Source organism: Streptomyces sp. NPDC008092 (assembly GCF_042957285.1).
Lineage (GTDB): Bacteria > Actinomycetota > Actinomycetes > Streptomycetales > Streptomycetaceae > Streptomyces.
In genome coordinates this window covers 200036-226584 of record NZ_JBIBHY010000012.1, presented here as the reverse complement: position 1 = coordinate 226584, position 26549 = coordinate 200036, and the positions used below count along the sequence as shown (strand labels likewise).

Sequence of the window (26549 nt, the reverse complement as noted above, 5' to 3'; positions counted from 1 at the left end):
GACGTGGAGGCGTTGTTTCCCGAGGTCGCTGCCTATCGCAAGGACACCGTCCGGCTGCATCCGCGAGCGGGAGACCCGGGTCCCCGGGAAAGCTCGCTGGGCGGTCCTCTCCTGTGGCCGCGGTCCCTGGACCGGCCGCACTGCGACGAGGATCACGGTCGATTCGGTACCGGAGCGGGTGCGATGCCCCTGGTGCCCGTGCTCCAGCTGTTCGCCACCGACGTCCCCGAACTGCCCTTCCCGGCCGGCACGGACGTCCTGCAGGTTCTGTGGTGCCCCTTCGAACACGGCTACATACCCCAGCCGAAGCTGTACTGGCGCGACAGTTCCGCGTGCGACGGGGAACTCGCCGAGCACCCCAGGCCGGACGGCGCCGAGGAGGACTACCTGCCCGACCCGTGCGTCCTGCACCCGGAACGGGTCGTCGACTACCCGAGTTGGGATCTGCCCGACGAGATCGCCGAAGCGCTCAGGGAGCGGTTCGACCGGGTGGAGAAGGAGACCGGCTGGTCGTACTGGCAGCACCTGTCGGTGGCCGACGGCGTCAAGGTCGGCGGATACCCGACGTGGACGCAGGAGCCGGACTGGCCCGACTGCGCGACGTGCGGTCAGCGCATGGACCACCTGCTCACCGTCAACAGCGCGGAATTCGACGGGGCGTCATGGCGAACCTGGCTGCCCGTGGAGGACACACCCGAGACCGGCACCATCTGGGACCTCCCCTACGACGACCGCCGACTGGTCCAGAGCCCGCCGGAACTGATGTTCGGCGACATGGGCGGCATCTACCTCTTCACCTGCCAACGCTGCCCCGACCGGCCCTACTCCCACTCGTTCGACTGCTCGTAGGGCGCCGGCCGGACGGGCCGCCTGCCACGACAGGGTCAGCCCCGGTTCGGCTCGGTGACGCCCTGGGCGGACGTGGTGGGCCGGTCCGGCTCCGCGGCTTCCTGGCCGGTGACCACCTTCGAGGGGCGGTTGCCGCGGTCAAGGAGGCCGCCGGTGACGGCCAGCCCGAGGCCGGCCACGGCGAGGGCCGCGCCGACCAGGTTGGGCGCGGCCCATCCCCAGCCCGCCGAGATGACGAGGCCGCCGAGCCAGGCGCCGGCCGCGTTGGCCATGTTGAAGGCGGAGTGGTTGGAGGCCGCCGCCATCGTCGGGGCGTCCTTCGCGTTGATCATCAGCAGCATCTGGACGGGCGTGGTGACGAGCGCGCCCATCGCGCCGATGAAGGTGACCGTGACGAGGGCCGGCACCGTGCTGTGGACGGTGAAGTAGAACGTCACCAGCCCGGCCCCGAGCAGGGTGATCCCGGCGTACAGAGTGGGGCGCAGGGCGCGGTCGGTGAGGGGTCCTGCGACCAGGGTGCCGAGGGTCATGCCGACGCCGTAGAGGGCGAGGACCCAGGTGGTCGAGGCGTCGGAGAGGCCCGTGAGGTGCGTCAGCATGGGGACGAGATAGCTGTAGACGGCGAAGAAGCCGCCGAAGCCGACGACGGCGGTGGCCAGGCCGATGGCGACCTGGCGGTTGCCCATCGCGCGCAGTTCCTGCCGGATGCCGGCCTGCGGGCCGCGCGGCTGGTGGGGCACGAGGAGGGCGAGGGCGAGGAGTGCCACGAGGCCGATGACGGCGACCGCGCAGTAGGCGTACCGCCAGCCGAGGTGCTGGCCGAGGGCGGTGCCGGCGGGGACGCCGACGATGTTGGCGATGGTGAGGCCGAGGAAGACCCGGGAGACGGCGCGTGCCGCGCGGTCGGCGGCGACCAGTCGGGAGGCGACGACGGCGCCCACGCCGAAGAGGGCGCCGTGCGGCAGTCCGGCGAGGAAGCGGGCGGCGAACAGCAGGCCGAAGTTCGGGGCGAGCGCGGACGCCGTGTTGCCCACCACGAAGAGCCCGGTCAGCAGGAGCAGCAGCCGCTTGTGGGGGACGCGGGCGCCGATGCCGGTCAGCAGGGGGGCGCCGACGACGACGCCGAGGGCGTAGGCCGAGACCAGGTTGCCGGCGTGCGGCACGGACACTCCGACGCCGTCCGCGATCTGGGGCAGCAGGCCCATGGTGGCGAACTCGGTGGTGCCGATGCCGAAGGTGACGACGGCAAGGGCAAGCAGAGCCAGAGGCATGGTGAGCGGGGGAACCTTTCGGGGACGGCGGGTTCGGGTGGGGTGGCCGGACGGCAGCGAATGGTTTCTTCGCCCTCCGCGGCCGGCCGTACCGAGCGCCCTTGCCCAGCCCACCCCTAGAACGTTGCAGCGGGATGCGGCGAGCGTGCATTCCTGGATCGGTTCACAGGATGGGGTGACCTGCGTCACGCGCGGGTGGCGCAGGGAGGGTTCACTGCTGTGCGGTGGCCCGCCGGCACTCCGCGCACAGTCCCCACCAGGTGATCTCGGCCTCGTCGACGGCGAATCCCTTGTCCTCGTCGGGGGTGAGGCAGGGTGCCACGCCGACGCTGCAGTCGACGTCCTCGATCCGGCCGCACCGGCGGCAGACGAGATGGTGGTGGTTGTCGCCGACGCGCAGTTCGTAGCGGGTGGGCGAGCCGGCCGGCTCGATGCAGCGGACCAGCCGGGCCTTGGTCAGGTCCTCCAGCACGTTGTACAGGCCCTGCCGGGAGAGCCCGCCGGCTTCGGCCCGGTCCGTGCCGATACGCGTTTCGAGGTCGGCCACCGTGGAGTGCGGATGCCCCTGCAGAGCGGTCAGCACGGCCCTGCGCTGGGCGGTGCTGCGCAGGCCGTTGCGCCTGAGCAGGTCGCCCGCGGACTGCTCCATGGTCATGTCGCTCTCCTACGGCACACCGGCCGTTCCGCCCGGTGAGTGCACGATACAGCCAGAGTTGACCCGGTCAGCTCTACGCGGCTTCCGCGGTACGGCAGGTGCCGCAGACCAGGCGCCGGCCCGGGAGGGCGCTCGTCATGGGGATCACCCCGACGGGACGCTGGACGGTGGTCTGCAGGACCCGCGCGTGGTCGGCGCAGGTGAAGAGACCGCAGCGGGTACAGGCGCCGATCCCGTTGCTCTCGTGACGCCCCGACTGGGCGCAGTCGTAACAGTGCATGTCGCTTCCCGATGAGTCGGCCCACTCGGCTGTGCGGTGGGGTGCGTGCCGTTCGTGTGCCGGCGGGATCTCGCCACCTCGGCACACATCGAACATAACCCCCTAGTTTTGACAGAGTCAAGTTTAGGAAGTGGGGTGGAGCCTCTGGACCGCCGGAACTTGTTCACCTACTGTCTAGACATGCCTGGACAGGTTCACAAGCACCATCGCATCGCCCGTGTTCTCGCCGACGAGATCCGCGCGGGGGTCCACGCCGACGGCAGCAGGCTCCCCGGGGAGCACGCGCTCAGGGAGCGGTTCGGCGTCAGCCGCACCACCCTCCGGCAGGCCCTGCAGGTTCTCGGCGAGGAGGGCCTCATCGCCACCCACGCGGGCATCGGCTCGTTCGTCACCTTCGACGGGTCGCCGCTCGACAACCGCCTGGGCTGGACCCGGGCGCTGGCCGCGCAGGGCACCGAGCTGACGGCGGAGATCCTCCGCTTCGAGGAGATCGCCGATCCGGAGCTGGCGGCCCGGCTCGCGCTCGGATCCGACGCCTTCATCGCCCTGGACCGGGTCCGGCGGCTGCCCGACGGACAGGGCGTGTCGCTGGAGCGCAGCAGGGTGCCGGTCACCGGTGGGCTGGCCGGGCTGCCGGAGCGCGGTCTCGAAGGGGGTTCGCTCAGCCGGGCGCTGATCGCGGCGGGCCGGGTCAGCGACTCCGGCGAGGGTGTCGTCTCGGTACGCGGTCTCGCGGCGGCCGAGGCCGCCGTACTGCACCGCTCCCCCGGCGAGTCCTTCCTCCGCCTCGACCAGGTGTACCGGGCCGCCGACGGCTCGGTGGTCGAACAGGTGGGGAGTCTGCTCGATCCCGCCCGCTTCGAACTGCACGTCCGCTCGGGCAACGGAGGCCGCTCGTGACCGACCGACTCGACCGCGCGCTGGGCGCGTTCTACGGACTCGCGCTCGGCGACGCCCTCGGGATGCCCACCCAGGTGATGTCCAGGCCGGACGTCGTACGCGTCTACGGCACCGTCACCGGTTTCGAGGCCGCCCGTCCCGACAACCCGGTCAGCGCGGGCATGCCCGCCGGGTCCGTCACCGACGACACCGACCAGGCCGTCATCGTCGGCCGGCTCCTCGTCGAGGGGCACGGCCGGATCGATCCGCTGCGGCTGGCCCAGGAACTGCTCGACTGGGAGAAGGAGATGAAGGCCAAGGGGTCCTTCGATCTCCTCGGCCCGTCCACCAAGGCCGCGCTGGACGCGGTGGCCCGCGGAGTCCCGCCGCGGGAGGCCGGACGCACCGGCACGACGAACGGCGCCGCGATGCGCGTCACCCCGGTGGGGATCGCCTTCGCCGCCGACCCGCTCGACGCGTTCGTCGACCGGGTCGTGGAGTCCTGCCAGGTCACCCACGACACGACCCTCGGCATCGCCGGCGCGGCCGCCGTGGCCGCGGCCGTCAGCACCGGAGTCGGCGGCGGCTCGCTGGACGAGGCCGTCACCGCCGCGGTGGCCGCCGCCCGTGCCGGTGCACGGCGCGGGCACTGGGTCGCCGGGGCGGACATCGCCGCCCGGATCGAGTGGGCGCGGGAGCTGGTGCACGGCCGCACCGAGGCCGAGGCACTGGACCGGGTCGTCGCGCTCGTCGGCACCAGCGTGGCGAGCCAGGAGTCGGTGCCCGCCGCGTTCGCGGTGCTCGCCCTGGCGGCGGGCGACCCGTGGCGGACCGCGCTGCTCGCCGCCAACCTGGGCGGGGACAGCGACACCATCGGGGCGATCGCCGGCGCCGTCGCCGGCTCGGTCGCCGGGTTCTCCGCGCTGCCGGCCGCGGCCGTCCACACCCTGCGCACCGTCAACTCCCTTGAGCTGGAGCCGCTGACGGCCGCTCTCCTCACCCACCGCTGAACCGTCCCCCGCTCCCCCGTCGGCCGGCCGACGCCCTCCCCCGTCGGCCAAACCGACGCCCTGCCCCGCCACCCGCCCTTCCGCACCCTGCAAGGAGGTTCCGTCATGGCCGTTTCGAAGACGAACGATCGCGTCGGTACCGTCGAGACCCGTGGGATCGAACCGGTCCCCGACAGTGAACGACGCGGCCATGCCGGCCAGATGTTCTGGACCTGGTTCGCCGCCAACATCAGCATCCTCGGACTGCCGCTCGGTGCCACCCTGGTGGCGTTCCGCGGCCTCGACATCTGGCAGGCGGTCCTCGTGGCCGTCGTCGGTTCCTTCGGCTCCTTCGCCCTCGTCGGCGCCCTGAGCCTCGCGGGCAAGAAGGGCGGCGCTCCGGCGCTCACCCTGTCCCGCGCGGTCTTCGGGCAGCGGGGCAACGCGGGGCCGACCCTGATCACCTGGCTGAGCCGGGTCGGCTGGGAGACCATCTCCACGACCACCGCGGCCTACGCGCTGCTGGCGCTCCTCCACACCGCGTTCGGGGTCCGCCAGAACACCGTGCTCACCCTGGTCTGCCTGCTGGTCTTCATCGCCTGCACGCTGCTCATCAGCGGCCTGGGGCATGCCACCATCATGTGGATCAACAAGTGGGCCACGGTCGTCTTCGGGGTCCTGAACCTCGTGGTGGTGGGCTTCCTGATCTCGACCGTCGACTGGTCCGAGGTGCTCGACGCCCCGGCGGGACCGACCAGCGCGGTGGTCGCCGGGGTGGGCTTCATCGCCTCGGGCACCGGCATCGGCTGGGCCAACGCCGGTGCGGACTACGCCCGTTACCTGCCGCGCGCGATCCCGGGCCGGCGGCTCGTGGTGGCCTCGGCGTTCGGGGCGGGCATCCCGCTGGTGCTGCTGATCTCGCTCGGCTCGCTGCTCTCCGCGGGCGACCGGACGCTGGCCACCGCCTCCGACCCGGTCGCGGCGATCAACGCGATGCTGCCCTCCTGGATGGCGATCCCGTACCTCGTCGCGGCCTTCGGCGGGCTGCTGATGTCGAACCACCTCTCCACGTACTCCGCGGGACTCACGATGATCACCCTCGGCCTGCGGGTGCCGCGCGCGTACGCCGTCGCTCTCGACGTCGTGCTGATGTTCGCGGGCGGCATCTACTTCATGCTGGTCGCCGACGATTTCTACGGGCCGTTCTCGACCTTCCTCACGCTGCTGGCCGTACCCATCTCGGCGTGGATCGGAGTGATCGCGGTGGACTCGCTGCGCGGCCGCACCTACGACCCGCGGGCCCTGATGGACACCACCCGGTCCAGCGCCTACTGGTACTCGGGCGGCTTCCGGCTGCCCGCGGTCCTCGGCTGGGCGCTCGCCATCGTCGCCGGCCTGCTCTTCACCAAGGCCTCGACCAGCGCGGACGACGTCTGGTTCGCGGGCCCGCTCAGCGACACCTGGTTCGGCGTCAACGGCCTCGGCTGGGCGGTCTCGATGGCCGTCGCCGCGGCGGTGTACGCGCTGTGCGGCCGGCCCGCCACGCCCGCCCGGGGTGACAGCGGCGAACCCGCCACCGCCCGCCTCCAGGGAGCCGGCCGGTGAACCGGCGGATCGTGCTCGCGGGGAACGTGATCGCCGACGTGGTGATCGAGATCCCCGCGCTGCCCGAACGCGGCGGCGACGTCGTCGGCACCGGCACCGGGACGACCGCGGGCGGCGGTTTCAACACGCTGGCGGCGGCCCGCCGGCTGGGCGCGGAGGCGGTGTACGCCGGTCTGCACGGCACCGGACCGTACGGCGACCTGGTCCGCGCGGCGCTGGCCGCCGAGGACATCGGGACGCTGCTGCCCGCCCGCGCGGACCTCGACACCGGCTTCACGGTGGCCCTGGTCGACTCCGGCGGCGAGCGGACCTTCGTGACCAGCTTCGGGGCCGAGGCCACGCTGACACCGGCCGACGTGGCCGCGGTCCGGGCCCGGTTGCGCCCCGGTGACCTCGTCCAGCTCTCCGGCTACGGGCTGGCCCTGCCGGGCAACGGCCCGCTGCTGTCCGGCCTCACCGCCGGACTGCCCGCCGACAGCGTCCTCTGCCTCGATCCCGGGCCGTTGGTCGCCGACATCCCGGAGAGCGTCCTCGCCCCCGTTCTGGCCCGCACCGACTGGCTCAGCGCCAACGCCCGCGAGGCCCGGCTCATGACCGGGCACGAGGATCCGCGCACCGCGGCGGCCGAGCTCGGCCGGCGGCTGGCCCCCGGGGCCGGGGTGCTCGTCCGGGCCGACAAGGACGGCTGCTGGCTGGCCGCCCCCGGTCGACCGCCGGTGCACGTACCGGGTTTCCCGGTCACCGCCGTGGACAGCAACGGCGCGGGCGACGCGCACGTCGGCGCGTTCCTCGCGCTGCTCGGCGAGGGGTTCGACCCGCTGACGGCCGCACGCGGCGCCAACGCGGCGGCGGCCTTCGCGGTGACCCGTCGCGGCCCGGCCACGGCGCCCGACCGGACGGAACTGGCCGCGTTCCTGGCCGGCGACCCGCTCGCCGCGCAACTCTCCTGACGCACGCGGGAGTCGACCAGACCCGATGCCGTTCCCGGGAAGAGAGTGGCACCGCCGGCTCGTTGAACGCGGAGCCGCGGTCGGTGGGTGACCGGCCCGCGGCTCGTCGGCCAGGGCTTCTCCCAGCGAGGAAGAACGGTGATCACGCGATGAAGGCGGTGCGGTTCCACGCGTACGGCGGGATCGATGTGCTGCGGGTGGAGGAGGTCGGGCGGCCGGTGCCGGGCCCCGGGCAGGTGCTGGTCGAGGTCCGCGCGGCCGGGATCCAGCCCGGCGAGGTGATGATCCGCGAGGGGGCCCGGCACGGACGCTGGCCCGCTGCCTTCCCCTCCGGGCAGGGCAGCGACCTGGCCGGCGTCGTGGTGGCGGCCGGCCCCGAGGTGCGCGGCTTCGCGGTCGGCGACGAGGTCCTCGGCTTCACCCACGACCGGGCGAGCCACGCGGAGTACGTCGTGGCCGAGGACGTCCACCTGGTGATCCGTCCGGAGGGCCTGTCCTGGGAGGTGGCCGGATCCCTGTACGTGGCCGGCACCACCGCGTACGCGAGCGTGTTCGCGGTGGACCCCCGGCCGGAGGAGACCGTCGTGGTGTCCGGCGCGGCCGGCGGCGTCGGGGCACTGGCCGTACAGCTCGCGCGGCGGCGGGGTGCCACCGTCGTCGGGCTGGCGAGCGAGGCGAACCACGCCTGGCTGACGGCCCACGGCGTCGTGCCGGTCGTCTACGGGGCGGGGGCGGCCGACCGGATCCGGAAGGCCGCCGGCGGCAAAGACGTCGACGCGTTCATCGACACGTTCGGCGACGGCTACGTGGACATGGCCGTGGACCTGGGTGTCCGGCCCGAACGGATCAACACCATCCGCGACTGGCCGGCCGCGGCCCGGGTCGGCGCACGGACCTACGGGGAGGGCTCGGCGGCGGCCGCGGTCGTGGTCGGTGAGCTCGCACGGCTCGCCGCCCGGGGCGACCTGGACGTCCCGATCGCCCGCGTCTACCCGCTGGAGCAGGTACGGGAGGCGTTCCGCGATCTGGAGCGGGGGCACGCCCAGGGCAAGATCGTGCTGCGGCCGTAGTCCCGCTCCGGACCACCTGCCGGGGCGCTCCGGGGCTGAGCGGGCGGGGTGCAGCAGGCATGCTGGAAGCATGGTGCTCGCCGTGCTCTTCGCCGTCCTGGGTGCCGTCAGCAATGCGGCGGGCACGGCCTTCCAGCGCAAGGCCGCGTCCACCGCGCCCGGCCGCAGTGGACTGCGCCTGCTGCTGGTGCTGGTGCGAAAGCCCGCCTGGGCCGTCGGCATCGCCGGTGTTGCGGGGGCCGCGGTCTTCCAGGCGCTGGCCCTGGTCAACGGGCCGATGGCGCTGGTCCAGCCCCTGTTCATGCTGGAACTGCCGTTCGCGCTGCTGATCGCCGTACCGCTGATGCACCGCAGGCCGAGCCCGGAGGGATGGCGGACGATCGCCGTGGTGGTGGCCGGCCTGGCCCTGCTGCTCGCCGCGGCGGCCCCGTCCGGCGGCCGTCAGCAGGCGTCGATGCAGCGCTGGATCCCGGTCCTCGCCCTCACCCTGGGGGCCATCGCCGTCGCGGTGCTGCTCGTACGGTCGTCCTCGTCGCCGCTGTTCCGCGCGGCGGCCCTGGCCTCGGGAGCCGCGGTCGGCAACGCGCTGACCGCCGCCCTGATGAAGTCGGCCACCGGCCGACTCGCCGACGGGGGTCTGGCCGCGTTCCTCACCACCTGGCAGACCTACGGCTTCGCGCTGACCGGGATCGCGGCGCTGCTGCTCCTGGAGAACGCGCTGCAGGCGGGTCCGCTCGTCGCCTCCCAGCCCGCGCTGACGATCGGCGACGCGGCGGTGAGTCTGCTGCTGGGCGTCGCGCTGTTCGACGAGTCGGTCCGCACCGGGTGGTGGCTGCTGCCGGAGGTGGCCGGGGCCGGTCTGATCCTGTGGGGCGTGACCCGGCTGACCCGCGTCGTGCCGCACCTCGTCGACGTCATGCGCTGAGAGGGCCCCGGGTCCGGCCGCGCGGCCGATACCGTGCGGCTCTCGGCAGTTCAGTGGCTGTTACACGGGCCGCCGTCCGTCGCCCAGGAGGCCGGTGAGATGATCACAGGGTGGGGCTGGAAGAACTCGTTCGGCGCCGGAAGCGCCGACCCGTCACGCCGTGATCCGGCGTCCCTGACCACCGAGTAGACCTTCCAGGCCCCCGGAAGGGGAAACACCGTGTCCGTGTTCCAGCGCATCCTGGTCGCCGTCGACCCCAGCCCCGCCCGCCGCTCCGCCGTGCGGCTGACCGGCGAGCTGGCTCAGCTGACGAACGCCGAGGTCCGCGTCATACACGTCATCGCCTCCGCCGCGTCCGTCGCCGCGGTCGTGCCGCTGGAGGAGGACTCCGAGGCCCAGGCCGTCCTCGACGAGGCGCTGACGGCGCTGCGCGAGCAGGGCGTCAAGGCCGAGGGGACCCTCGTCAGGGGGCTGACCACCCAGGTCGCGGCCGCCATCGCCGAGACCGCCAAGGAGTTCGCGGCCGATCTGATCGTGCTGAGCCCGCACCACCGCAACTCCGTCGAGGCGCTGTTCGACCCCCGGGTGAGCGACGCCGTGGCGCACCACACCGACACGCCGATCCTGCTGGCCCCGGAGGGCCGGGACGAGGCCTGACCGTTCACCGGCCTGAATCGGCCGGTTGCACCGGGGCCCGCCGCGGACTCGACGTCCGCGGCGGGCCCCGGGTTTTCGGCCGTGCCGGCCCGGCGAGTGCCGGGCTAACGGCGCCGCCAGGGCAGCGCCTCCTGGTGGTCGCTGTCGGCGTCCATGCGCTGGAGGGCGGTGTTCACGGCCTCGCCGATCGCGGCGAACTGGGTCACCTGCTCGGGGGTGAGGACGTCGAAGACGGCCCGGCGGACCGCCTCGACATGGCCGGGTGCCGCGCGTTCCAGGAGGCTCAGGCCGGCCGGGGTGAGGACGGCGTGCTGATTGCGGCGGTTGACGGGGTCCTCGCGGCGGTCGACGTAGCCGGCCTCCTGGAGACGGGTCACCGCGTGGGTGAGGCGGCTCCGGGTGATCTTCAGGCGCTCGGCCAGCTCGGACATGGTCAGGCTGTGATCCTTGACCGAGGAGAGGTTGGCGAGCAGGGTGTAGTCGGCATGGGTCATCCCCGCGTCGCGGCGCAGCTGGCGGTTCAGGTGGTCGGACAGGTGGGTGGAGAACTGGACGTAGGCGAGCCACGCCCGTCGTTCCTCGGGGTTCAGCCAGCGCGGCGTGGTGGTCATGGCCGCAGCCTAACGATCTACGTTTGAATATTCAAACCTCAGCGGGGGCGTGCGCGTGGGGCGCGGACCTCGTCCCCGCCCCACCGGTCGGCCCGGCTCAGGCGCCGACGTACTGCGCGAGGTGCTCTGCGGTGAGGGTGGCGCGGGCGGTCACCAGGTCGGCCGGGGTGCCCTCGAAGACGATCCGGCCGCCGTCGTGGCCGGCGCCCGGGCCGAGGTCGATGATCCAGTCGGCGTGGGCCATGACCGCCTGGTGGTGCTCCACGACGATGACCGACTTTCCGGAGTCGACCAGCCGGTCCAGCAGCCCGAGGAGCTGCTCGACGTCGGCGAGGTGCAGACCCGCGGTCGGCTCGTCCAGGACGTAGACACCGCCCTTGTCGGCCATGTGCGTGGCCAGCTTGAGGCGCTGGCGTTCGCCGCCGGACAGGGTGGTGAGCGGCTGGCCGATGGTGAGGTAGCCGAGGCCGACGTCCGTGAGCCGCTGGAGGATGCGGTGGGCGGCCGGGGTGTGCGCCTCGCCCGCGGCGAAGAACTGCTCGGCCTCGGTCACCGGCATCGCCAGCACCTCGCTGATGTCCCGGCCGCCGAGGTGGTAGTCGAGGACGGACGCCTCGAACCGCTTCCCGTCGCAGTCCTCGCAGGTGGTGGCGACGCCCGCCATCATCGCCAGGTCGGTGTAGATCACGCCGGCGCCGTTGCAGGTGGGGCAGGCGCCCTCGGAGTTGGAGCTGAACAGGGCCGGCTTGACGCCGTTCTCCTTGGCGAAGGCCTTGCGGATCGGGTCGAGCAGTCCGGTGTACGTCGCCGGGTTGCTGCGCCGGGAGCCGCGGATCGCGCCCTGGTCGACGGAGACCACCCCGGCGCCGGCCGGGATCGAGCCGTGCACCAGGGAACTCTTGCCGGAGCCCGCGACCCCGGTCACGACGGCCAGGACCCCGAGCGGGATGTCGACGTCGACGCCCTGGAGGTTGTGGGTGCGCGCCCCGCGGATCTCCAGCGTGCCGGTGGGCTTGCGGACCGTGTCCTTGAGGGCGGCCCGGTCGTCGAAGTGGCGGCCGGTGATGGTGCCGCCGGTCCGCAGCGCCTCGACGGTGCCCTCGAAGCAGACCGTGCCGCCGCCCGCCCCGGCGCCGGGGCCGAGGTCGACGACGTGGTCGGCGATGGCGATGACCTCCGGCTTGTGCTCCACGACGAGCACGGTGTTGCCCTTGTCGCGCAGTCGCAGCAGCAGGCCGTTCATGCGCTGGATGTCGTGCGGGTGCAGGCCCGTGGTGGGCTCGTCGAAGACGTACGTGACGTCGGTGAGCGAGGAGCCGAGGTGCCGGATCATCTTGGTGCGCTGGGCCTCGCCGCCGGACAGGGTGCCGGCCGGGCGGTCGAGCGAGAGATAGCCGAGGCCGATCTCCACGAACGATTCGAGGGTGTGCCGGAGCGTGCCGAGGAGCGGCGCCACCGACGGCTCGTCGAGGCCGCGCACCCAGGCGGCCAGGTCGCTGATCTGCATCGCGCAGGCGTCGGCGATGCTGATCCCGTCGATCTTCGAGGAGCGGGCGCCCTCGCTGAGCCGGGTGCCGTCGCAGTCGGGGCAGGTGGCGAAGGTGACCGCACGCTCCACGAACTCGCGGATGTGCGGCTGCATCGACTCCTTGTCCTTGGAGAGCATCGACTTCTGGATGCGCGGGATCAGACCCTCGTAGGTCATGTTGATGCCGGCGATCTTCATCCGGGTCGGCTCGCGGTGCAGGAAGTCCTGCAGTTCCTTCTTGGTGAACTTGCTGATCGGCTTGCCCGGGTCGAAGAAGCCGGACTCGGCGTAGAGGCGGGAGTTCCAGCCGCCGCCCTTGTAGCCGGGGACGGTGATCGCGCCCTCGTTGAGGGACAGGGTCTCGTCGTAGAGCTGGGCGAGGTCGAGGTCGGTGACGGCGCCCCGGCCCTCGCAGCGCGGGCACATGCCGCCGGTGATGCTGAAGCTGCGGCGTTCCTTGACCTTCTGGCCGGCGCGTTCGACGGTGACGGCGCCCGCCCCGCTGATCGAGGCGATGTTGAAGGAGAACGCCTTGGGTGAGCCGATGTGCGGCCTGCCCAGGCGGCTGAAGAGGATGCGCAGCATGGCGTTGGCGTCGGTGGCGGTGCCGACGGTGGAGCGCGGGTCGCCGCCCATCCGCTGCTGGTCGACGATGATCGCGGTGGTGAGTCCTTCGAGGACGTCGACCTCGGGGCGGGCCAGGTTGGGCATGAAGCCCTGGACGAAGGCGGGGTAGGTCTCGTTGATCAGCCGCTGCGACTCGGCAGCGATGGTGTCGAAGACCAGCGAGCTCTTGCCCGAGCCGGAGACTCCGGTGAAGACCGTCAGCCGGCGCTTCGGGATCTCGATGCTGACGTCCTTGAGGTTGTTCTCCCGCGCGCCGTGCACGCGGATCAGGCCGTGGCTGTCGGCCACGTGCGGCGTGGACGTCGTCTTCTCGGTCTCTGTGGCCATGCTCAAACCCGTCTCCGTCTGCTGCGCGCGGTCCTGGTCGATCGCCGCCACGCTAGCCGGGCTGAAAAGAGTAGCGCTTCTCCATTACTGACCGATGCGCGTGTGCCGGGGCGGCGGGACGGCACGGGCGGACCGGTCCGCGGCGCTCGGCTACGAAGATTTTGCGTTCTCGCGGTACGCCCATGAACCGGCCCCCACCTGCGCCGAGTCCGCTATGTCCGCCCTCGCGCCGCACAGGTAACGGTGAGTTCACCCGGCTCCCCTTCCTCGGCAGTCTACGCGCGTGGTGTCATGCCCACGCTCACCCACCCCCCACGTGAGCGTCTATTCGACTAGGAGTCACGCACATGCTGTCGAAGCTTCTCGTTCGCGCAGGTGTCGCCCTGGCGGCCAGTGCGGCCGTGGTCGCCACCGCGGTCCCCGCGAACGCCGCGAGCTACTCCGCGTTCGCCTTCTCGCTCAGCAGCAGCGAGCCCACGATCTACGACTTCATCAACTCGGCCACCAGCTCGCTCGACATGACGATGTACGAGCTGGAGGACACCACGGCCGTCAACGACCTCATCGCCCTGGAGAACAAGGGCGTCACCGTGCGGGTCGTCCTGGACCAGGCGCACAAGAGCGCCAACAACTCCGCCTACACCTCCCTCACGAACGCGGGCGTGGGCGTGGCATGGTCGTCGACGAGCTTCGTCTACACGCACCAGAAGACCATCACGGTCGACGCCGCCAAGTCGCTCGTCCTGACCGGCAACCTGACCTCCCAGTACTACTCGACCGGCCGGGACTACGGCGTCTTCACCGACGACACCCGGGACGTCGCGGCGATCGAGAAGGTCTTCAACGCCGACTACGCCGGCACCTCGATCACCCCCACCGACGGCGACCACCTGCTCTGGTCCCCCACCGACTCGCGCAGCCGCCTGCTGACCGTGATCAACGCCGCGACCAAGACGCTCGACGTCGAGGAACTGGAGTTCAGCGACAGCACGGTGGTCAACGCCATCGTCGCCAGGGCCAAGGCGGGCGTGAAGGTGCGGGTCGTCCTGGAGACCCCCGGCGACTACTCCAGCGAGGTCTCCTCGATCAAGGCCGCGGGCGGTACGGTCGTCGGCTACTCCGACCCGAACGGCTTCTACATCCACGCCAAGGCCATGGTCGCGGACTACGGCCTGTCCACCCAGGAGGTGGAGGCCGGCTCCATGAACATCAGCAGCAACTCCCTGTCCAACAACCGTGAGCTGGGCATCATCCTCACGGGCACCGGGGTGGCGCAGTCGGTGGCCACGACCGTCGAGACCACGTTCAACAGCGACTACTCGGGCGGCACCGCCGCATAGCGATCCGGCCGCCCCGGCCGCGCCTCGGCGCGGCCGGGGCATGCGCCGCCGGTGGTGCGGCACGGAGCCGGGCACCGGCCGGCCGCCGCCCGGTGCACCACCCGCGCCCGGTGCGTCCGCCACGTGGCCGTAATCTTGCGCTCGTGAACGCCGAGATCGCCCCCGAACCCCTGGACGCCCCGCAGCCCCGGCCGCAGTCGCTGCTGCTCGCCTTCTTCGGCAACCACGTACTGGAGCAGGGCCCGCTGGCCGTGTACTCGGGGAGCATCATCACCGTGCTGGGCCGGGCGGGCGTCGGCGAGCAGGCGGTACGGTCCACGCTGACCCGCATGGTCAACCGGAACCTGCTGCAACGCCAACGGCAGGGCCGCAAGATGTACTTCGGCCTGACGCCCCTCGCCCTGCAGATCCTGGCGGACGGCCGGCGCCGCATCTGGGAGACCGGCGCCGTCAACGACGACTGGGACGGCTCCTGGACCCTGTTCGGCTTCTCGCTGCCGGAGTCCTGGCAGCGCCAGCGGCACGACCTGCGCTCCCAGCTCGGCTGGTCGGGTTTCGGCCCGCTCTACAGCGGCCTGTGGATCGCGCCCGGCCGGGTGGACGTCTCCGCCGTCGTCGCCGAACTCGGGCTCTCCGCCCATGTGAAGATCTTCCACGCGCTGGCCGACGAGGCGACGGACATCGACCTCATGATCCGCGACACCTGGGACCTGGCGTCGATCGCGGCCCGGTACGAGGACTTCCGCACCCGCTGGGCGGCCTGGCGCGCCGGGCCCGGCGACGACGCGGTGGTCACCCGGCTGCGGCTGGTCAGCGAGTGGCTGGACATCATCCGCACCGATCCCCGGCTGCCCGTCCGGCACCTGCCCGCCGACTGGCCGGCCCACGAGGCGGAGACGGCGTTCCACCGCGTCGCGGCCGAGACCGAGGCCCCGGCCCGCCGGATGGCCGCGGCCCTGCTGGAGACCACGCCCCTGTGACCCGCCGTGTGCGGTGACATGCGCGCCGTCTGCGCGGATTCCCTCGCCGGCCCGGATCACCCGGCGATCTATGCTGCTCGGGGCAGGAGGTTCGCCAGACCCTCGAAGGAGCGGGTGCCCGGGTACGGCGACGCTCCCTGTCCGGCAGCATCCGCACCGTGTCCGTCTCTCCCGAGGAAGCCCCGTTGAACTTCTGGTCGATCTATGAGCACGGCTTCGCGCGCGTCGCGTCCTGCACGGGCCACACCGTCATCGCCGACCCGCGCGCCAACGCCGAGGCGGTGCTGCGGCAGGCCGGCCGCTGCGCCGAGGAGGGCGTCGCGGTGGCGGTCTTCCCGGAGCTCGGGCTGACCGGTTACTCGATCGAGGACCTGCTGCTCCAGGACGCGGTGCTCGACCGGGTCGAGGAGGCCGTCGAGGCGGTGCGGGCCGGCTCGGCCGGGCTGCTTCCGGTCCTCGTGGTCGGCGCCCCGCTGCGGCACCGCAACAGGGTCTACAACTGCGCGGTGTTCGTGCACCGCGGCCGGATCCTCGGGGTCGCGCCCAAGTCGTACCCGCCGAACTACCGCGAGTTCTACGAACGGCGCCAGATCGCCGCGGGCGACGACGAGCGGGGCGGCACCATCCGGATCGGCGGCGAGAGCGTGCCGTTCGGGGTGGACCTGCTGTTCGAGGCGGAGGACGTCCCCGGTCTCGTGCTGCACGCCGAGGTCTGCGAGGACATGTGGGTGCCGGTGCCGCCGAGCGCGGAGGCGGCGCTGGCCGGCGCGACCGTGCTGCTCAACCTGTCGGGCAGCCCGATCACGGTCGGCCGCGCGGAGGACCGCAAGCTGCTGTGCCGCTCCGCCTCGCAGCGCTGCCTCGCCGCGTACGTCTACGCGGCGGCCGGGCTCGGCGAGTCGTCGACGGACCTGTCCTGGGACGGCCAGACGATGATCTACGAGAACGGTGCGCTGCTGGCCGAGACGGACCGGTTCCCGCTGGACGACCAGTACGCGGTGGCCGACGTCGACCTCGACCTGCTGCGGCAGGAGCGGGCCCGGATGGGTTCCTTCGACGACAACCGCCGTACCCACGCCGCGCGCACCGGTGACTTCCGGACCCTCCCCTTCCGCCTTGACCCGCCGACGGCCGACCTCGGGCTGCGCCGCCGCGTCGAGCGCTTCCCCTTCGTCCCGGCCGACCCGCAGCGCCTCGCCCAGGACTGCTACGAGGCGTACAACATCCAGGTCGCCGCGCTCCAGCAGCGGCTGGCGGCGATCGGCGGCCCGAAGGTGGTCATCGGGGTGTCCGGCGGCCTCGACTCCACGCACGCGCTGATCGTCGCCGCCCGTGCCATGGACCGCGCGGGCCGCCCGCGCAGCGACATCCTCGCCTTCACCCTGCCGGGCTTCGCGACCGGCGAGCACACCAAGGGCAACGCCCACCGCCTGATGAACTCGCTCGGCGTGACCGCGGCCGAGCTGGACATCACGCCGACCGCGCGGCTGATGCTTGAGGAGATGGGCCACCCGTTCGCCGCCGGCGAGCCGGTCTACGACGTGACCTTCGAGAACGTGCAGGCCGGTCTGCGCACGGACTACCTGTTCCGGCTGGCCAACCAGCGCGGTGGCATCGTCCTCGGCACCGGGGACCTGTCGGAGCTGGCGCTGGGCTGGTCGACGTACGGCGTCGGCGACCAGATGAGCCACTACAACGTCAACTCCGGGGTGCCCAAGACGCTGATCCAGCACCTGATCCGCTGGGTCATCAGCAGCGAGCAGTTCGACGCGGAGACCAGCAGGACCCTCGCCGCGATCCTGGACACGGAGATCAGCCCGGAGCTGGTGCCGGGTGAGGAACTGCAGTCCACCGAGTCCAAGATCGGCCCGTACGCGCTGCACGACTTCACCCTCTACCAGGTGCTGCGGCACGGGTTCCGGCCGTCGAAGATCGCCTTCCTGGCCTGGCACGCCTGGCACGACCGGGAGGCGGGCGCCTGGCCGCCCGGCTTCCCCGAGGGCGAGCGCAAGGCGTACGACCTGGCGGAGATCCGGCACTGGCTCGACTACTTCTGCCGCCGCTTCTTCGCCTTCGCCCAGTTCAAGCGCTCGGCGATGCCGAACGGACCGAAGGTCTCGGCCGGCGGTTCGCTCTCCCCGCGCGGCGACTGGCGTGCTCCGTCGGACAGTTCGGCGAAGGCCTGGCTGCACGACCTGGCCCGCGTCCCGGAGTAGCCGCGGCCCTCCTTGCGGAGAGCCCCGCCCCTGATCCGTCAGGGGCGGGGCTCTCCGCATGCGCCCCGTCCGCCGTCAGCCGCCGGCCGGTCGCATGACGAGGCAGGTGGTGGTCGCGTGGGCGATCAGTTTCCCCTGCTCGTCCAGCACCTTGCCCTCGGCCGTGGCGGTGGAGCGGCCGACGTGGATGACGCTCCCCTCGGCCGTGAGGGTCTGGCCTCCGGTGTGGGCGGCGCGGATGTAGTTGACCTTGAGTTCGAGGGTGGTGTAGCCGACGCCGGCGGGCAGGGTGGTGTGCACGGCGCAGCCCATCACGGAGTCGAGGAGGGTGGCCGCGATGCCGCCGTGGACGATGCCGAGGGGGTTGGCGAAGTCGGGGCGGGTGTCGAGGGAGATCACCATGCGGCCGTGCTCCACCTCGTCGAAGCGCATGCCGAGCAGCCGGCCGATGGAAGGGGTCACGGTGTCGGTCGGCCGCGCCGACTGTATCCAGCGCATCAGTTCGAGGCCGGACAGGGCGGCGAGGTCGGTGGTGGACACGGGTGGCTCCTCGGTGTGCTGGTCGTGGTGCGGACCGGTCCGTCGCCGTGCGGGCAACGGGCCGTTGTGGTCGTCGGGCGTCCTCAGATGTCGGCGGGCGTCCTCAGATGTCGGCGGACGTCGTCAGTCGTCAGCTGTCGTCGGACCTCGCCGGATGTCGCCGGAGATCGTCAGCTGTCGTCACCGGTGGTGACAGGCCGGGGGTCGGCAGGGCCTCGCCGGTCGTGGAAGGCGTGGGTCAGCAGTTCGCGCAGTTCGGCGGCGGCCGCGTCCAGCGGTGCGGTGGTCCGTTCGGCACGGCACATGATCACGGCGCCTTCGAGGGCGGCGACGACGAAGGCGGCCAGCCGGGTGCCGCGCTCCTGCGGAAGGCCGTGCCGGCGGAAGTGCGCGGCCAGCGCCTGCTGCCAGCGGGCGAAGACCGCGGCGGCGGCGCGGGCCAGCTGGGGTGCCTCGTCGTTGGTCTCCGCGGCCACGGCCACGATCGGACAGCCGACGCGGTAGCCGCTCTCCGTCAGCCGCTCCTGCCACAGGGCGAAGAAGGAGTCGACGGCCGCCACGGGGTCCTCGCCCTCCATGGCCGCGTCGATCCGCTTCGCCATGTGGTCACCTGACCGGGTCACCGCCTCCTCGACCAACTGGGCACGGCCGCCCGGGAAGTGGTGGTAGACGGAGCCCCGGGGGGCGCCGGTGCGGGCGAGGACCCGGTCGATGCTGGTGGCGCCTGCGCCGTACTCACGCAGCAGTTCGGAGGCGCCGCGCAGCATCAGTTCCCGGCTGTCGCTCCTGCGCGGACTCATGCGACCACGACCCCTTCCGGCGTTCCCGTGCGGACACACCACATCACTACGCGCGAGTAATTTATGGTGTGCACCATAGAACATACAAGGGGGGCCGAGGAGTACCCGGCCCGGTTTGTGGCCAGCGCCCCGGTCGGGGTAGGCTCGATCTTGAGCGAGGCGCCCAACTCCGGGTGACGCGCGATGCGTTGGTGGTCCAAGGAAAGACGTCCCGCTTCCTGCGGGGAGATGCAGGTGCAAGGCCTGCCCGGCGCTCCGTCCGAAGAGCCCCGCCCCTGATCCGTCAGGGGCGGGGCTCTTCGCATGTGCGGTCCGCGCCGGCGGCCTGGCGCACTCTGACGGGCGAACATCCGACCGACACCCGGACGGAGCCCGACACCGGCGCAAACCCCCTGGTCAGAGCATTCGCCGTAACACGATCGAGGCGCGCCACGACGGGTAACCGGTTGCGGGCCCGCACCCCGCTTTCCACGGTGGGCGAAAGACAGCAGTTCTCGAAAGGAAACCCATGCGCGCCCTTGCCTCCCGCGGCCTCCTCGTCTCCCCCCTGGTCTGCGCCGCCCTGGTCCTCGGCCCGGCGGCCGCCTCCGCTGCCGCCGCCGACGCCGGCCGAGAAGCGACGGGACCCGGTGTCGCGCAGACGGCCCTGCGGCCCGGCACCGACCTCGCCACGCTCCTCGACCGGATCGACGCGCTCGACCCGACACGGTACGACCCGGCCCTGACACCCCTGCTGGACACACTGCCCCGCCTCGCCGCGCCGCAGGGCACCCGCGTCGACCCGGCGCAGGCCGCCGCCTACGCGAAGGCGCTGCGGGAGTGGAGCAGGACGGTCCAGGAGCGGCTGCGGCACCTGGACGCCGGCGCCGCCGACCGCGCGCACCGGGCCGCGCCCCGGGCGGCCGACCCCGTCTCGGACCTGGTGAACGCGATCCAGGCCGCCGTCGACAGCCTGCTCGGCGCGCTGACCTCGCTCGACCTCGGCGGGGTGCTGAGCGCCGTCACCGGGCTGCTGGCCCCCATCCTCGCGGTGGTCGCCGGTCTCCTCGGCGCGCTGCCCGCACTGCCGTCGCTGCCCGCACTCCCCTCGGCGGGCAGCCTCGCCGCCACGACGACCGTCACCCCGTGAGGACCTGACTCAGCGTCGGCAGGCTCACCGAGGCCGGGCCGCCCGGATCTCCGGGCGGCCCGGCGGCGCGCCCGCCCCTTCCCGGGGCCGTCAGCGCCCGTCCCAGCCGGGGACGGTCGGCAGTACCTGCTCCGCGACCCGCACCAGGGCCGTGTCGTCCGGCAACACGTCGTCCTGCCGCCAGAGCGCGACCTCGAAGGTGCCCTTGCCGTCGTCCTTGCCGTGCTTGGAGACCAGGAGGCAGCGCGCGGTACCGCCGGGACCCGTGCTCGCCTTGCCGCCGCCCAGGTCGAAGCCGATGGAGATGGTCGGGCTGGAGTAGAGGACGGCGGGGTGCCCGAGGACGGTCGTCCTGCGGGCGCCGCCCATCAGGGCGCCCGCCGTGCCGACGGTCATGTGGTCGTACGACGCCGTCAGCTTCACGGAGTACGTCTCCAGGGTCACCGTCGCCTCGGGTTCGGCGATCTTCGTGCCCCCGGCGAGCGTGACCCACTCCCCGTTGCCGTCGGCGGTCTCGGCGTGCTCCTGCGAGGTCCCCAGCAGGACCGGCAGGTCCGGGCGGTTGAGCGCCTTGCACAGCCGGGCACCGGAGACATAGCGGGCCGGCAGGTGGTCGTCCGGTTTCGAGCAGGCCGCCGGTTCGGTCGCCGCGTCCTTCTGCGGGACGAACTCCTTCTGCGCCCACAGAACGCCCACCACGACTGCGAACAAGGCCACCGCCGCGATCGCCTGAAGCGCCGGTCTGCCGTCCTTTTCGGGCTCGGCGAAGCCCTCGGTCATGTCCCCCACCCCCGCTGTGCGTCCCCTGTGCGCGCTGGAGCCTAACTGATGTTCACGTCGAAGGCACGCGCCGCACACGCCCCTCGGTGGCAGGGGGTTGCTCCGGGAGTGTTTGATGGCGGGAGCACGCTGCGGGCCGGAGGAAGCAGGGGGACGGGGTGGCCGACGGACGGGTCGTCGAGGCGGGCGGGAGCGCGCTGGTGGTGCGTCGCAGACCGCGGGAGCGGACCCGCGCCGCGGTGCTCGTCCTGCACGGCGGACAGGAGAACGGGCGCCGCCCGGCGCACCCCTGGCAGCCGGCCGCGCTGCGGATGCGCCCGTTCCTCAGCGCCGCCGCCTCGGTCTCCTCGCCCCGCGACGTGCTGATCGGCCAGGTGCGCTACCGCTACCAGGGCTGGAACGACTCCGCCGACCCGCTCCAGGACACCCTGCGCGCCCTCGACGAGCTGCGCGGCCTGGCCGGCGACGCGTCCGTGGTGCTGGTCGGCCACTCGATGGGCGGCCGGGCGGCGCTGCGCGCGGCGGCCGATCCCTCGGTGCGCGGTGTGCTCGCGCTGGCCCCCTGGTGCCCGCCCGGCGACCCCGTGGACGATCTCGCCGGGACGAGGATCGTCGTCCTGCACGGGGACCGCGACCGGACCACGGCTCCCGCCGACTCGGCCGCCTACGTACGGCAGGCCCGCGGCGCCGGTGCACAGGCAGGGATGGTGCTGCTGAGAGGCGGCGACCACGCGATGCTCCGCCGCAGCCGCGACTGGCACCGGGCCTCCGCGGCCGCCATCAGGCGCCTGCTGCGCCCCGAACGCGACCTCGAGGGCTGGACGGCCGAGGCCTGCGCGTCGCAAGGGCCGCTTCTGCGTTGATCCCCGCCCTGGTAGGGTGCCTCGCCCCCATGGGCCATCCACCCGCACGGGACATCCACCCAGAGGACTGCCGATGCCGATCGCACGATCGTTCCGGATTGTCACGTACCTGACAGTCACGTTCCTGGTTCTCACCCTGTTCGGCACCGCCCCGGCCACCGCCGGCCCGCAGTCCACGCGGTCCGCCACGACGGCGCCGGCCGCGTCGGCCACCGGAACCTGGCAGCCCCCGCTGTCCACCCGGGGCCGCTACATCGTCGACGCGAACGGCAACCGCTTCCGCCTCAGGGCCGCGAACTGGGACGGCGCACAGGGCTCCTGGACCGGCAGCGGCAGCATCGACGATCCCGCCAACCACCACGCCGGCCAGGACTCCTACGGCATCCCCCTCGGCCTGGACCGCGCCCCCCTCTCCCAGCTCCTCTCGGACTTCCAGGCGCTCGGCATCAACAGCATCCGGCTGCCGTTCTCGAACGAGATGATCCACACGACGACCCCGGTGCCGGACGCCGCGGTCACCGCCAACCCGCAACTGCGCGGCCGGACCCCGCTGGAGGTCTACGACGCCGTCGTGACCGCCCTCACCGGCGCCGGCTTCGCCGTCATCCTCAACAACCACACCAACACCTCCCGTTGGTGCTGCGGCGTCGACGGCAACGAACGCTGGAACACCGGCCAGTCGACCCAGCAGTGGGCCGACGACTGGGTCTTCATGGCCCGCCGCTACGCCGCGAACTCCCGTGTCGTGGGCGCCGACCTCTACAACGAGGTGCGCCGCAACGTGCTCGACGACCCCAACTGGGGCCTGGGCGACGACCACGACTGGTACGCGGCGGCCCAGCTGGCCGGCGACCGCATCCTCACCGAGGCGAACCCGAACCTCCTCATCGTCATCGAGGGCATCAACTGGACCGGCCTGCCGGTCGACGGGTTCCCGCACGGCCGCCCCGTGCTCACCCCCGTCCGCACCCTCTCCAACACCCTGGTGGACGCCCACAAGCTGGTCTACTCGGCCCACTTCTACGGCTACACGGGCCCGCACCACAGCGGCGCCACCGGCATCGGCGAGACCAGCGACCCCCGCTACCAGGACCTGACTCGCGACGAGCTGTACCAGGCCCTTGCCGACGAGGCGTTCTTCGTCACCGCCGAGGGCAAGCACTACACGGCACCGGTCTGGGTCAGCGAGTTCGGCATCGGCGCGAACGAGACGGGCACGGCCGCCCGCACCTGGTTCGGCAACGTCACCGACTACTTCGCCGACCACGACGCCGACTTCGCCTACTGGCCGCTGGTCGGCTGGGCGGGACACGACGACTGGTCGCTGCTCGACTACGACGCCTCCGGGCACCGGTCCGGCATCCTCGACGGAGGTGACTGGCGGGCCACCGCCTGGGACCACCTCATGAACTCCGCGAGCCGCACCGGGTACGTCGCGCCGGGGACGACCTGGCGCATGCTGTCCACGGACCACGGCGACCAGGTCGAGTCGCTGCGCGTACGGGCGGGCGGCGACTGGGACTCGGGCGCCTACAAGGCGGTCTGCCCGGACGGGCTGCGGCTGATCGGTCTCGCGCACTCCGGCGGACGCGGCCTGTGCACCGACGCGACCGCCGGCGACCTGCGTGCCACGGGCAGCGCGCAGACGGTGGTCACGGACGAGCGGTACGTGCCGGCGGGCGGCGACTGGGCCTCCGGGTACACCAAGTACCAGTGCCCGGCGGGCCAGTTCGCCATCGGCTACAGCCGTCGGGGGGAGCGGGTGTCGGCGGTGCTGTGCGCACCCGCGCGCGCCGCGCTGGGCACGAGCGGCCGGACGGTGTGGTTCGACCGGTCCGACAACCGCCCCGCCGACGGGGCGGGCGACGACTTCGCGTACGGCGCCTACAAGGGCCAGTGTGCCGCCGGCGAGTACATCGCGGGCGTCGCCTTCACCACCCGGGTGGGCAGTGCACAGGGGCCGGCCGCCGTGCTGTGCGTCCCGCTGCCGTCCTGAGCGGATCCGCCGGTCATCGGGCCGCCGCGCCGGTCACCACCCTGGCCAGGGCCCGGACGCTCACCGCGTCCGGGCTCAGGTGGGTGGCGCCGGTCAGCGGGCGGCCGCCGACCACTACGAACCGGACCTTCGGCACGGGCCGCTCCGCCAGGCGGGCGGCGACCGCCGAGCGGGCCCTGTCGTCCGTGGTGACGACGGTGGAACAGCCCATCCGGATCAGGGAGTTGACGTAGGCCGCGGGCTTCACCCCGGTCGGCATCCGATAGCTCTGCACGATCAGGTGCCCGCTGTCGGCTCGGGCCACCTGTCCGAGCGCCGCCCAGGTGCCCGTCGTGTCCGTGCCCGCGTCCGTGGCGGTCAGCAGACAGGCGCGGGTGGCGGTGTCGACGTGCGAGACGGGGGCCGGGGCGGACGGCGCGGCGCCGCTGCCGGCCAGCAGCGACCACGCGGCCAGCGCCAGTCCGGCCGTCGCCGTTCCCGCGGCGGCCAGGACGCCCCTTCTCCTGCTCGGGCTCACGGCCATTCGCCCCATGCCCGGTTCACCTCGCTCTCCTGCATGCCCGCCCCCGTGACGATGCCGTGCCGGGCGCGTACCGCGCCGACGGCCGGATCCTCCACCGAGACCGACAACCGCCATTCCGACTCGTGGGCCATGGCACCCATGAGCTCGTGCCACGTCATACCCGTGTCGTTCATCGTCTGGGGCAGCCGGACGTCCGGCGTCACGTGGTCTCCGGTACCGCCGGACACGGCAACCGGTACGCCGGGCAGGCGGAGCACGTCACCGGTCGGCCCGCCGATCCGGACGGTGGCGGTGACCGGGTCGTCCGGCGCCAGGTCCAGGGTCGCCGACACGCGCAGTGCCTCACCGTCCGGCCCGAACTCCTGGACGGCGAGTCGGGGTACGGGAGGGTTGTCGGCCCGATGCCGCCCCGGCCCCTCCACCCAGGTGACGGTCGGACCGGACGCCCTCTCCTCCTCCCGTGCGTCCCAGAAGTCGTCGAGGTACTCCCAGGGGTTCTCCCCGGCGTCGTCCAGCGCGGCCTCGTCCCGGGCATTCAGGTACCGGGAGTGCGGGTGCCCGGCGGTCCCGGTGATGTCGGCCGGACGGCCGGCGGGGTCGCCGAGCGTGCGGACGACGAACTCCGCCATGGTGCAGGGCAGTTCGACCGCGGTCCCGGAGCGATGGCCGACGACCACCACGGGCCGGAGGTCGGGGTCGCCGCCCCTCCGGCGCCAGCAGAGGTCGTAGCCGACCGGGGTGGTGCCCCAGCTGAGCAGCGCCCCCTCGGCCGGCCGTGGCGGAACCCGGACCGTGCCCTGGAAGGTCCTGAGCACACCCTCGGCCACGGACGGCAACGCCCTCATGGCGGGATCGGGGATCTCCTGGCCCCACTTCCCAGGGGGGAACAGGCTGAGGACGTCGTCCAGCGAACCGTAGCCGTAGGTGTCGACGAAGTCCTGGAAGTCGCACGGCATCGCCGTGCCGTACGCGGCCCGGACCTCCTCCCAGGGCTGGGGTTCCACTCCGGTACGGGGCGGCGGGAGCAACTCGGTCAGGCGGCTCACCATGAGGTGCATGAGGGTCCTCCTACTCGGGCCACATCGCCACGGCCTTGTCGACCGCGCTCTCCCGCATGCCGGGCCCGACGACGATGCCGTGCCGGGCGCGGGCCGCGCCGAACGCCGGGTCCTGAAGCCATACGTCCAGGTTCCAGTCCTCCTCCCGGCTCATGGCGTCCACCATCTCCCGCCATGTCGTGCCGCTCCTGTTCATCGCCTCCGGCAGCCGGATGTCGAGCACCAGCAGGCCGTTCACCCGCTCGACGGCCGCTTCCACGGCCCTTTGCTCCACGACCTCGCCGTCGGGGGACTGGATGGACACCCGGGCCAGGACGTGGCCGCTGGGTTCCACGTCCAGCGTCGCCGCGACCCGCAGCACGTCGCCGTCCGCTCCGAACCCTTCAAGCGTTACCCGGGGAACCGGGGGGAAGTCACCCGGCGGCCGGCCCGGCCCGGCGATCCAGGTGACCGGGCCCCGCTCGTCGCGTTCGCGCTCGCGCTCCTCCCAGAATTCGTCCACGTAATCCCAGGGGTACTGCCCGCTGCTCAGCAGGGCGTGCTCCTCCTGAGCCCGCACGAAACGTGAATGCGGACGGCCGAGGATGCCCCGCAGCCCCATGGGCCGTTCCAGTGGATCCCCCAGCATCCGGACGAGGAACTCCGCCATTCCACAGGGGAATTCGTACGCCCTGTCGTCCCGGTTGGCGGCGACGACCACGGGCCACTCGTCCGGGTCGGATCCGGTCGTGCGCCAGAACAGGTCGAAGCCGACCGGGGTGACGCCCCACCCCAGCAGGGCCCCGGGAGCCGGCCAGGCGGGAAAGTGCCGCTCCCCGAAAAAGGTGCGGCACGTGCGGGCGACCGAGGGAGTCGTCCTGCGCACGGTGAGCACAGCCGGTTCCTCCGTCCGGTTCTCGGGGGCGGCAATGGACATGACGTCGTCGATGCCCCCCGGCCCGTAGACCCCCATGAAATCGCGGTAGTCGCTCGGGAACGCCGTTCCCCATGCGGCCTCGATGCTGCCCCAGGCCAGGGAATCGACGCCCGTCGTGGGGGGCGTCAGGATCTGCGTGAGCCGCCGAACGGAGGGATGCATGTCGTCTTCCTTTCCCGGCGTCA

25 protein-coding genes are annotated in these 26549 nt (G+C 72.5%); 14 read left to right on the top strand and 11 right to left on the bottom strand.

What is annotated here, in order from left to right; genetic code table 11:
* Positions 1–183: 183 nt before the first annotated feature.
* Positions 184–849: a DUF1963 domain-containing protein gene (locus ACFZB3_RS34755; RefSeq protein WP_391382595.1), complete on the top strand. Its 666-nt coding sequence runs from the start codon at positions 184–186 to the stop codon at positions 847–849.
* A gap of 35 nt (positions 850–884) precedes the next feature.
* Here the strand turns inward: ACFZB3_RS34755 and ACFZB3_RS34750 are convergent, their stop codons facing one another.
* The 3 genes from ACFZB3_RS34750 to ACFZB3_RS34740 all read right to left on the bottom strand — a co-directional run bounded on the left by ACFZB3_RS34750 (position 885) and on the right by ACFZB3_RS34740 (position 3055).
* The gene (locus ACFZB3_RS34750) at positions 885–2120 is read right to left on the bottom strand and encodes an MFS transporter (RefSeq protein WP_391382593.1); all 1236 of its coding nucleotides are present in this window, start codon (positions 2118–2120) and stop codon (positions 885–887) included.
* Positions 2121–2331: 211 nt separating this feature from the next.
* Entirely contained in the window at positions 2332–2769 is a 438-nt protein-coding gene (locus tag ACFZB3_RS34745) for a transcriptional repressor (RefSeq protein WP_391382904.1), read from the bottom strand.
* A 79-nt stretch (positions 2770–2848) separates the two neighbouring features.
* Positions 2849–3055: a DUF2180 family protein gene (locus ACFZB3_RS34740; protein WP_391382591.1), complete on the bottom strand. Its 207-nt coding sequence runs from the start codon at positions 3053–3055 to the stop codon at positions 2849–2851.
* 180 nt (positions 3056–3235) lie between these two features.
* Here ACFZB3_RS34740 and ACFZB3_RS34735 point away from each other — a divergent pair, with 180 nt between their 5' ends.
* The 7 genes from ACFZB3_RS34735 (at position 3236) to ACFZB3_RS34705 (ending at position 10130) form a co-directional block, all read left to right on the top strand.
* Positions 3236–3955 carry a GntR family transcriptional regulator gene (locus ACFZB3_RS34735; protein ID WP_391382589.1) on the top strand — a complete coding sequence of 240 codons (720 nt, stop codon included), beginning with the start codon at positions 3236–3238 and terminating at the stop codon, positions 3953–3955.
* A 62-nt stretch (positions 3956–4017) separates the two neighbouring features.
* Positions 4018–4944 (top strand): ADP-ribosylglycohydrolase family protein, encoded by a 927-nt coding sequence (locus ACFZB3_RS34730; protein WP_391382902.1) that lies wholly within the window; start codon positions 4018–4020, stop codon positions 4942–4944.
* 105 nt (positions 4945–5049) lie between these two features.
* Entirely contained in the window at positions 5050–6528 is a 1479-nt protein-coding gene (locus tag ACFZB3_RS34725) for a cytosine permease (protein WP_391382587.1), read from the top strand.
* The gene (locus ACFZB3_RS34720; RefSeq protein ID WP_391382585.1) at positions 6525–7478 is read left to right on the top strand and encodes a PfkB family carbohydrate kinase; all 954 of its coding nucleotides are present in this window, start codon (positions 6525–6527) and stop codon (positions 7476–7478) included. Before ACFZB3_RS34725 ends, ACFZB3_RS34720 begins: the two co-directional genes overlap by 4 nt.
* A gap of 149 nt (positions 7479–7627) precedes the next feature.
* On the top strand, positions 7628–8548 hold the full coding sequence (locus tag ACFZB3_RS34715) for a zinc-binding dehydrogenase (RefSeq protein WP_391382582.1): 921 nt from the start codon (positions 7628–7630) through the stop codon (positions 8546–8548).
* A 70-nt stretch (positions 8549–8618) separates the two neighbouring features.
* Complete coding sequence (locus ACFZB3_RS34710; RefSeq protein WP_391382580.1) at positions 8619–9473, top strand: DMT family transporter; 855 nt, start codon at positions 8619–8621, stop codon at positions 9471–9473.
* 219 nt (positions 9474–9692) lie between these two features.
* Positions 9693–10130 carry a universal stress protein gene (locus ACFZB3_RS34705; protein ID WP_391382578.1) on the top strand — a complete coding sequence of 146 codons (438 nt, stop codon included), beginning with the start codon at positions 9693–9695 and terminating at the stop codon, positions 10128–10130.
* Positions 10131–10234: 104 nt separating this feature from the next.
* On the opposite strand, the gene ACFZB3_RS34700 is transcribed toward ACFZB3_RS34705, so the two are convergent.
* Entirely contained in the window at positions 10235–10741 is a 507-nt protein-coding gene (locus ACFZB3_RS34700) for a MarR family winged helix-turn-helix transcriptional regulator (protein WP_351961087.1), read from the bottom strand.
* Positions 10742–10838: 97 nt separating this feature from the next.
* Complete coding sequence (locus ACFZB3_RS34695; RefSeq protein WP_391382575.1) at positions 10839–13223, bottom strand: ATP-binding cassette domain-containing protein; 2385 nt, start codon at positions 13221–13223, stop codon at positions 10839–10841.
* 347 nt (positions 13224–13570) lie between these two features.
* Between ACFZB3_RS34695 and ACFZB3_RS34690 the strand changes: the two genes are divergently transcribed.
* The 3 genes from ACFZB3_RS34690 to ACFZB3_RS34680 all read left to right on the top strand — a co-directional run bounded on the left by ACFZB3_RS34690 (position 13571) and on the right by ACFZB3_RS34680 (position 17759).
* A complete protein-coding gene (locus ACFZB3_RS34690; RefSeq protein ID WP_391382573.1) occupies positions 13571–14563 on the top strand; it encodes a phospholipase D-like domain-containing protein in 993 nt (330 codons plus the stop codon).
* Positions 14564–14706: 143 nt separating this feature from the next.
* The gene (locus tag ACFZB3_RS34685) at positions 14707–15543 is read left to right on the top strand and encodes a PaaX family transcriptional regulator C-terminal domain-containing protein (protein WP_391382571.1); all 837 of its coding nucleotides are present in this window, start codon (positions 14707–14709) and stop codon (positions 15541–15543) included.
* Between the two features lie 185 nt (positions 15544–15728).
* The gene (locus tag ACFZB3_RS34680) at positions 15729–17759 is read left to right on the top strand and encodes an NAD(+) synthase (protein WP_391382899.1); all 2031 of its coding nucleotides are present in this window, start codon (positions 15729–15731) and stop codon (positions 17757–17759) included.
* Positions 17760–17834: 75 nt separating this feature from the next.
* Here ACFZB3_RS34680 and ACFZB3_RS34675 read toward each other — a convergent pair whose 3' ends face one another.
* Together ACFZB3_RS34675 and ACFZB3_RS34670 are read right to left on the bottom strand one after the other, a co-directional pair.
* Entirely contained in the window at positions 17835–18299 is a 465-nt protein-coding gene (locus ACFZB3_RS34675) for a hotdog fold thioesterase (protein ID WP_391382569.1), read from the bottom strand.
* Between the two features lie 170 nt (positions 18300–18469).
* Entirely contained in the window at positions 18470–19099 is a 630-nt protein-coding gene (locus ACFZB3_RS34670) for a TetR family transcriptional regulator C-terminal domain-containing protein (RefSeq protein ID WP_391382567.1), read from the bottom strand.
* 508 nt (positions 19100–19607) lie between these two features.
* Between ACFZB3_RS34670 and ACFZB3_RS34665 the strand changes: the two genes are divergently transcribed.
* A complete protein-coding gene (locus ACFZB3_RS34665; RefSeq protein ID WP_391382565.1) occupies positions 19608–20228 on the top strand; it encodes a hypothetical protein in 621 nt (206 codons plus the stop codon).
* A gap of 90 nt (positions 20229–20318) precedes the next feature.
* Here the strand turns inward: ACFZB3_RS34665 and ACFZB3_RS34660 are convergent, their stop codons facing one another.
* On the bottom strand, positions 20319–21008 hold the full coding sequence (locus ACFZB3_RS34660) for a DUF6215 domain-containing protein (RefSeq protein ID WP_391382563.1): 690 nt from the start codon (positions 21006–21008) through the stop codon (positions 20319–20321).
* A 158-nt stretch (positions 21009–21166) separates the two neighbouring features.
* Between ACFZB3_RS34660 and ACFZB3_RS34655 the strand changes: the two genes are divergently transcribed.
* Complete coding sequence (locus ACFZB3_RS34655; RefSeq protein ID WP_391382560.1) at positions 21167–21871, top strand: alpha/beta fold hydrolase; 705 nt, start codon at positions 21167–21169, stop codon at positions 21869–21871.
* Positions 21872–21944: 73 nt separating this feature from the next.
* The gene (locus ACFZB3_RS34650; protein WP_391382558.1) at positions 21945–23867 is read left to right on the top strand and encodes a cellulase family glycosylhydrolase; all 1923 of its coding nucleotides are present in this window, start codon (positions 21945–21947) and stop codon (positions 23865–23867) included.
* Positions 23868–23880: 13 nt separating this feature from the next.
* Here ACFZB3_RS34650 and ACFZB3_RS34645 read toward each other — a convergent pair whose 3' ends face one another.
* Genes ACFZB3_RS34645 through ACFZB3_RS34635 form a run of 3 tightly spaced genes read right to left on the bottom strand, consistent with a single transcriptional unit; the run spans position 23881 to position 26526 of the window.
* On the bottom strand, positions 23881–24399 hold the full coding sequence (locus ACFZB3_RS34645; RefSeq protein WP_391382556.1) for a hypothetical protein: 519 nt from the start codon (positions 24397–24399) through the stop codon (positions 23881–23883).
* On the bottom strand, positions 24381–25448 hold the full coding sequence (locus ACFZB3_RS34640) for a hypothetical protein (protein WP_391382554.1): 1068 nt from the start codon (positions 25446–25448) through the stop codon (positions 24381–24383). The genes ACFZB3_RS34645 and ACFZB3_RS34640 overlap by 19 nt, the downstream gene beginning before the upstream one ends.
* A gap of 10 nt (positions 25449–25458) precedes the next feature.
* A complete protein-coding gene (locus ACFZB3_RS34635) occupies positions 25459–26526 on the bottom strand; it encodes a hypothetical protein (protein WP_391382552.1) in 1068 nt (355 codons plus the stop codon).
* Positions 26527–26549: the final 23 nt, after the last annotated feature.

Coding starts and splice junctions, on each gene's coding strand:
- ACFZB3_RS34755 (WP_391382595.1), top strand. CDS start 184: ATGCCCCTGGTGCCCGTGCTCCAGCTGTTCGCCACCGACGTCCCCGAA.
- ACFZB3_RS34750 (WP_391382593.1), bottom strand. CDS start 2,120: ATGCCTCTGGCTCTGCTTGCCCTTGCCGTCGTCACCTTCGGCATCGGC.
- ACFZB3_RS34745 (WP_391382904.1), bottom strand. CDS start 2,769: ATGGAGCAGTCCGCGGGCGACCTGCTCAGGCGCAACGGCCTGCGCAGC.
- ACFZB3_RS34740 (WP_391382591.1), bottom strand. CDS start 3,055: ATGCACTGTTACGACTGCGCCCAGTCGGGGCGTCACGAGAGCAACGGG.
- ACFZB3_RS34735 (WP_391382589.1), top strand. CDS start 3,236: ATGCCTGGACAGGTTCACAAGCACCATCGCATCGCCCGTGTTCTCGCC.
- ACFZB3_RS34730 (WP_391382902.1), top strand. CDS start 4,018: ATGCCCACCCAGGTGATGTCCAGGCCGGACGTCGTACGCGTCTACGGC.
- ACFZB3_RS34725 (WP_391382587.1), top strand. CDS start 5,050: ATGGCCGTTTCGAAGACGAACGATCGCGTCGGTACCGTCGAGACCCGT.
- ACFZB3_RS34715 (WP_391382582.1), top strand. CDS start 7,628: ATGAAGGCGGTGCGGTTCCACGCGTACGGCGGGATCGATGTGCTGCGG.
- ACFZB3_RS34710 (WP_391382580.1), top strand. CDS start 8,619: ATGGTGCTCGCCGTGCTCTTCGCCGTCCTGGGTGCCGTCAGCAATGCG.
- ACFZB3_RS34700 (WP_351961087.1), bottom strand. CDS start 10,741: ATGACCACCACGCCGCGCTGGCTGAACCCCGAGGAACGACGGGCGTGG.
- ACFZB3_RS34695 (WP_391382575.1), bottom strand. CDS start 13,223: ATGGCCACAGAGACCGAGAAGACGACGTCCACGCCGCACGTGGCCGAC.
- ACFZB3_RS34690 (WP_391382573.1), top strand. CDS start 13,571: ATGCTGTCGAAGCTTCTCGTTCGCGCAGGTGTCGCCCTGGCGGCCAGT.
- ACFZB3_RS34670 (WP_391382567.1), bottom strand. CDS start 19,099: ATGAGTCCGCGCAGGAGCGACAGCCGGGAACTGATGCTGCGCGGCGCC.
- ACFZB3_RS34665 (WP_391382565.1), top strand. CDS start 19,608: ATGCGCGCCCTTGCCTCCCGCGGCCTCCTCGTCTCCCCCCTGGTCTGC.
- ACFZB3_RS34660 (WP_391382563.1), bottom strand. CDS start 21,008: ATGACCGAGGGCTTCGCCGAGCCCGAAAAGGACGGCAGACCGGCGCTT.
- ACFZB3_RS34650 (WP_391382558.1), top strand. CDS start 21,945: ATGCCGATCGCACGATCGTTCCGGATTGTCACGTACCTGACAGTCACG.
- ACFZB3_RS34645 (WP_391382556.1), bottom strand. CDS start 24,399: ATGGGGCGAATGGCCGTGAGCCCGAGCAGGAGAAGGGGCGTCCTGGCC.
- ACFZB3_RS34640 (WP_391382554.1), bottom strand. CDS start 25,448: ATGCACCTCATGGTGAGCCGCCTGACCGAGTTGCTCCCGCCGCCCCGT.
- ACFZB3_RS34635 (WP_391382552.1), bottom strand. CDS start 26,526: ATGCATCCCTCCGTTCGGCGGCTCACGCAGATCCTGACGCCCCCCACG.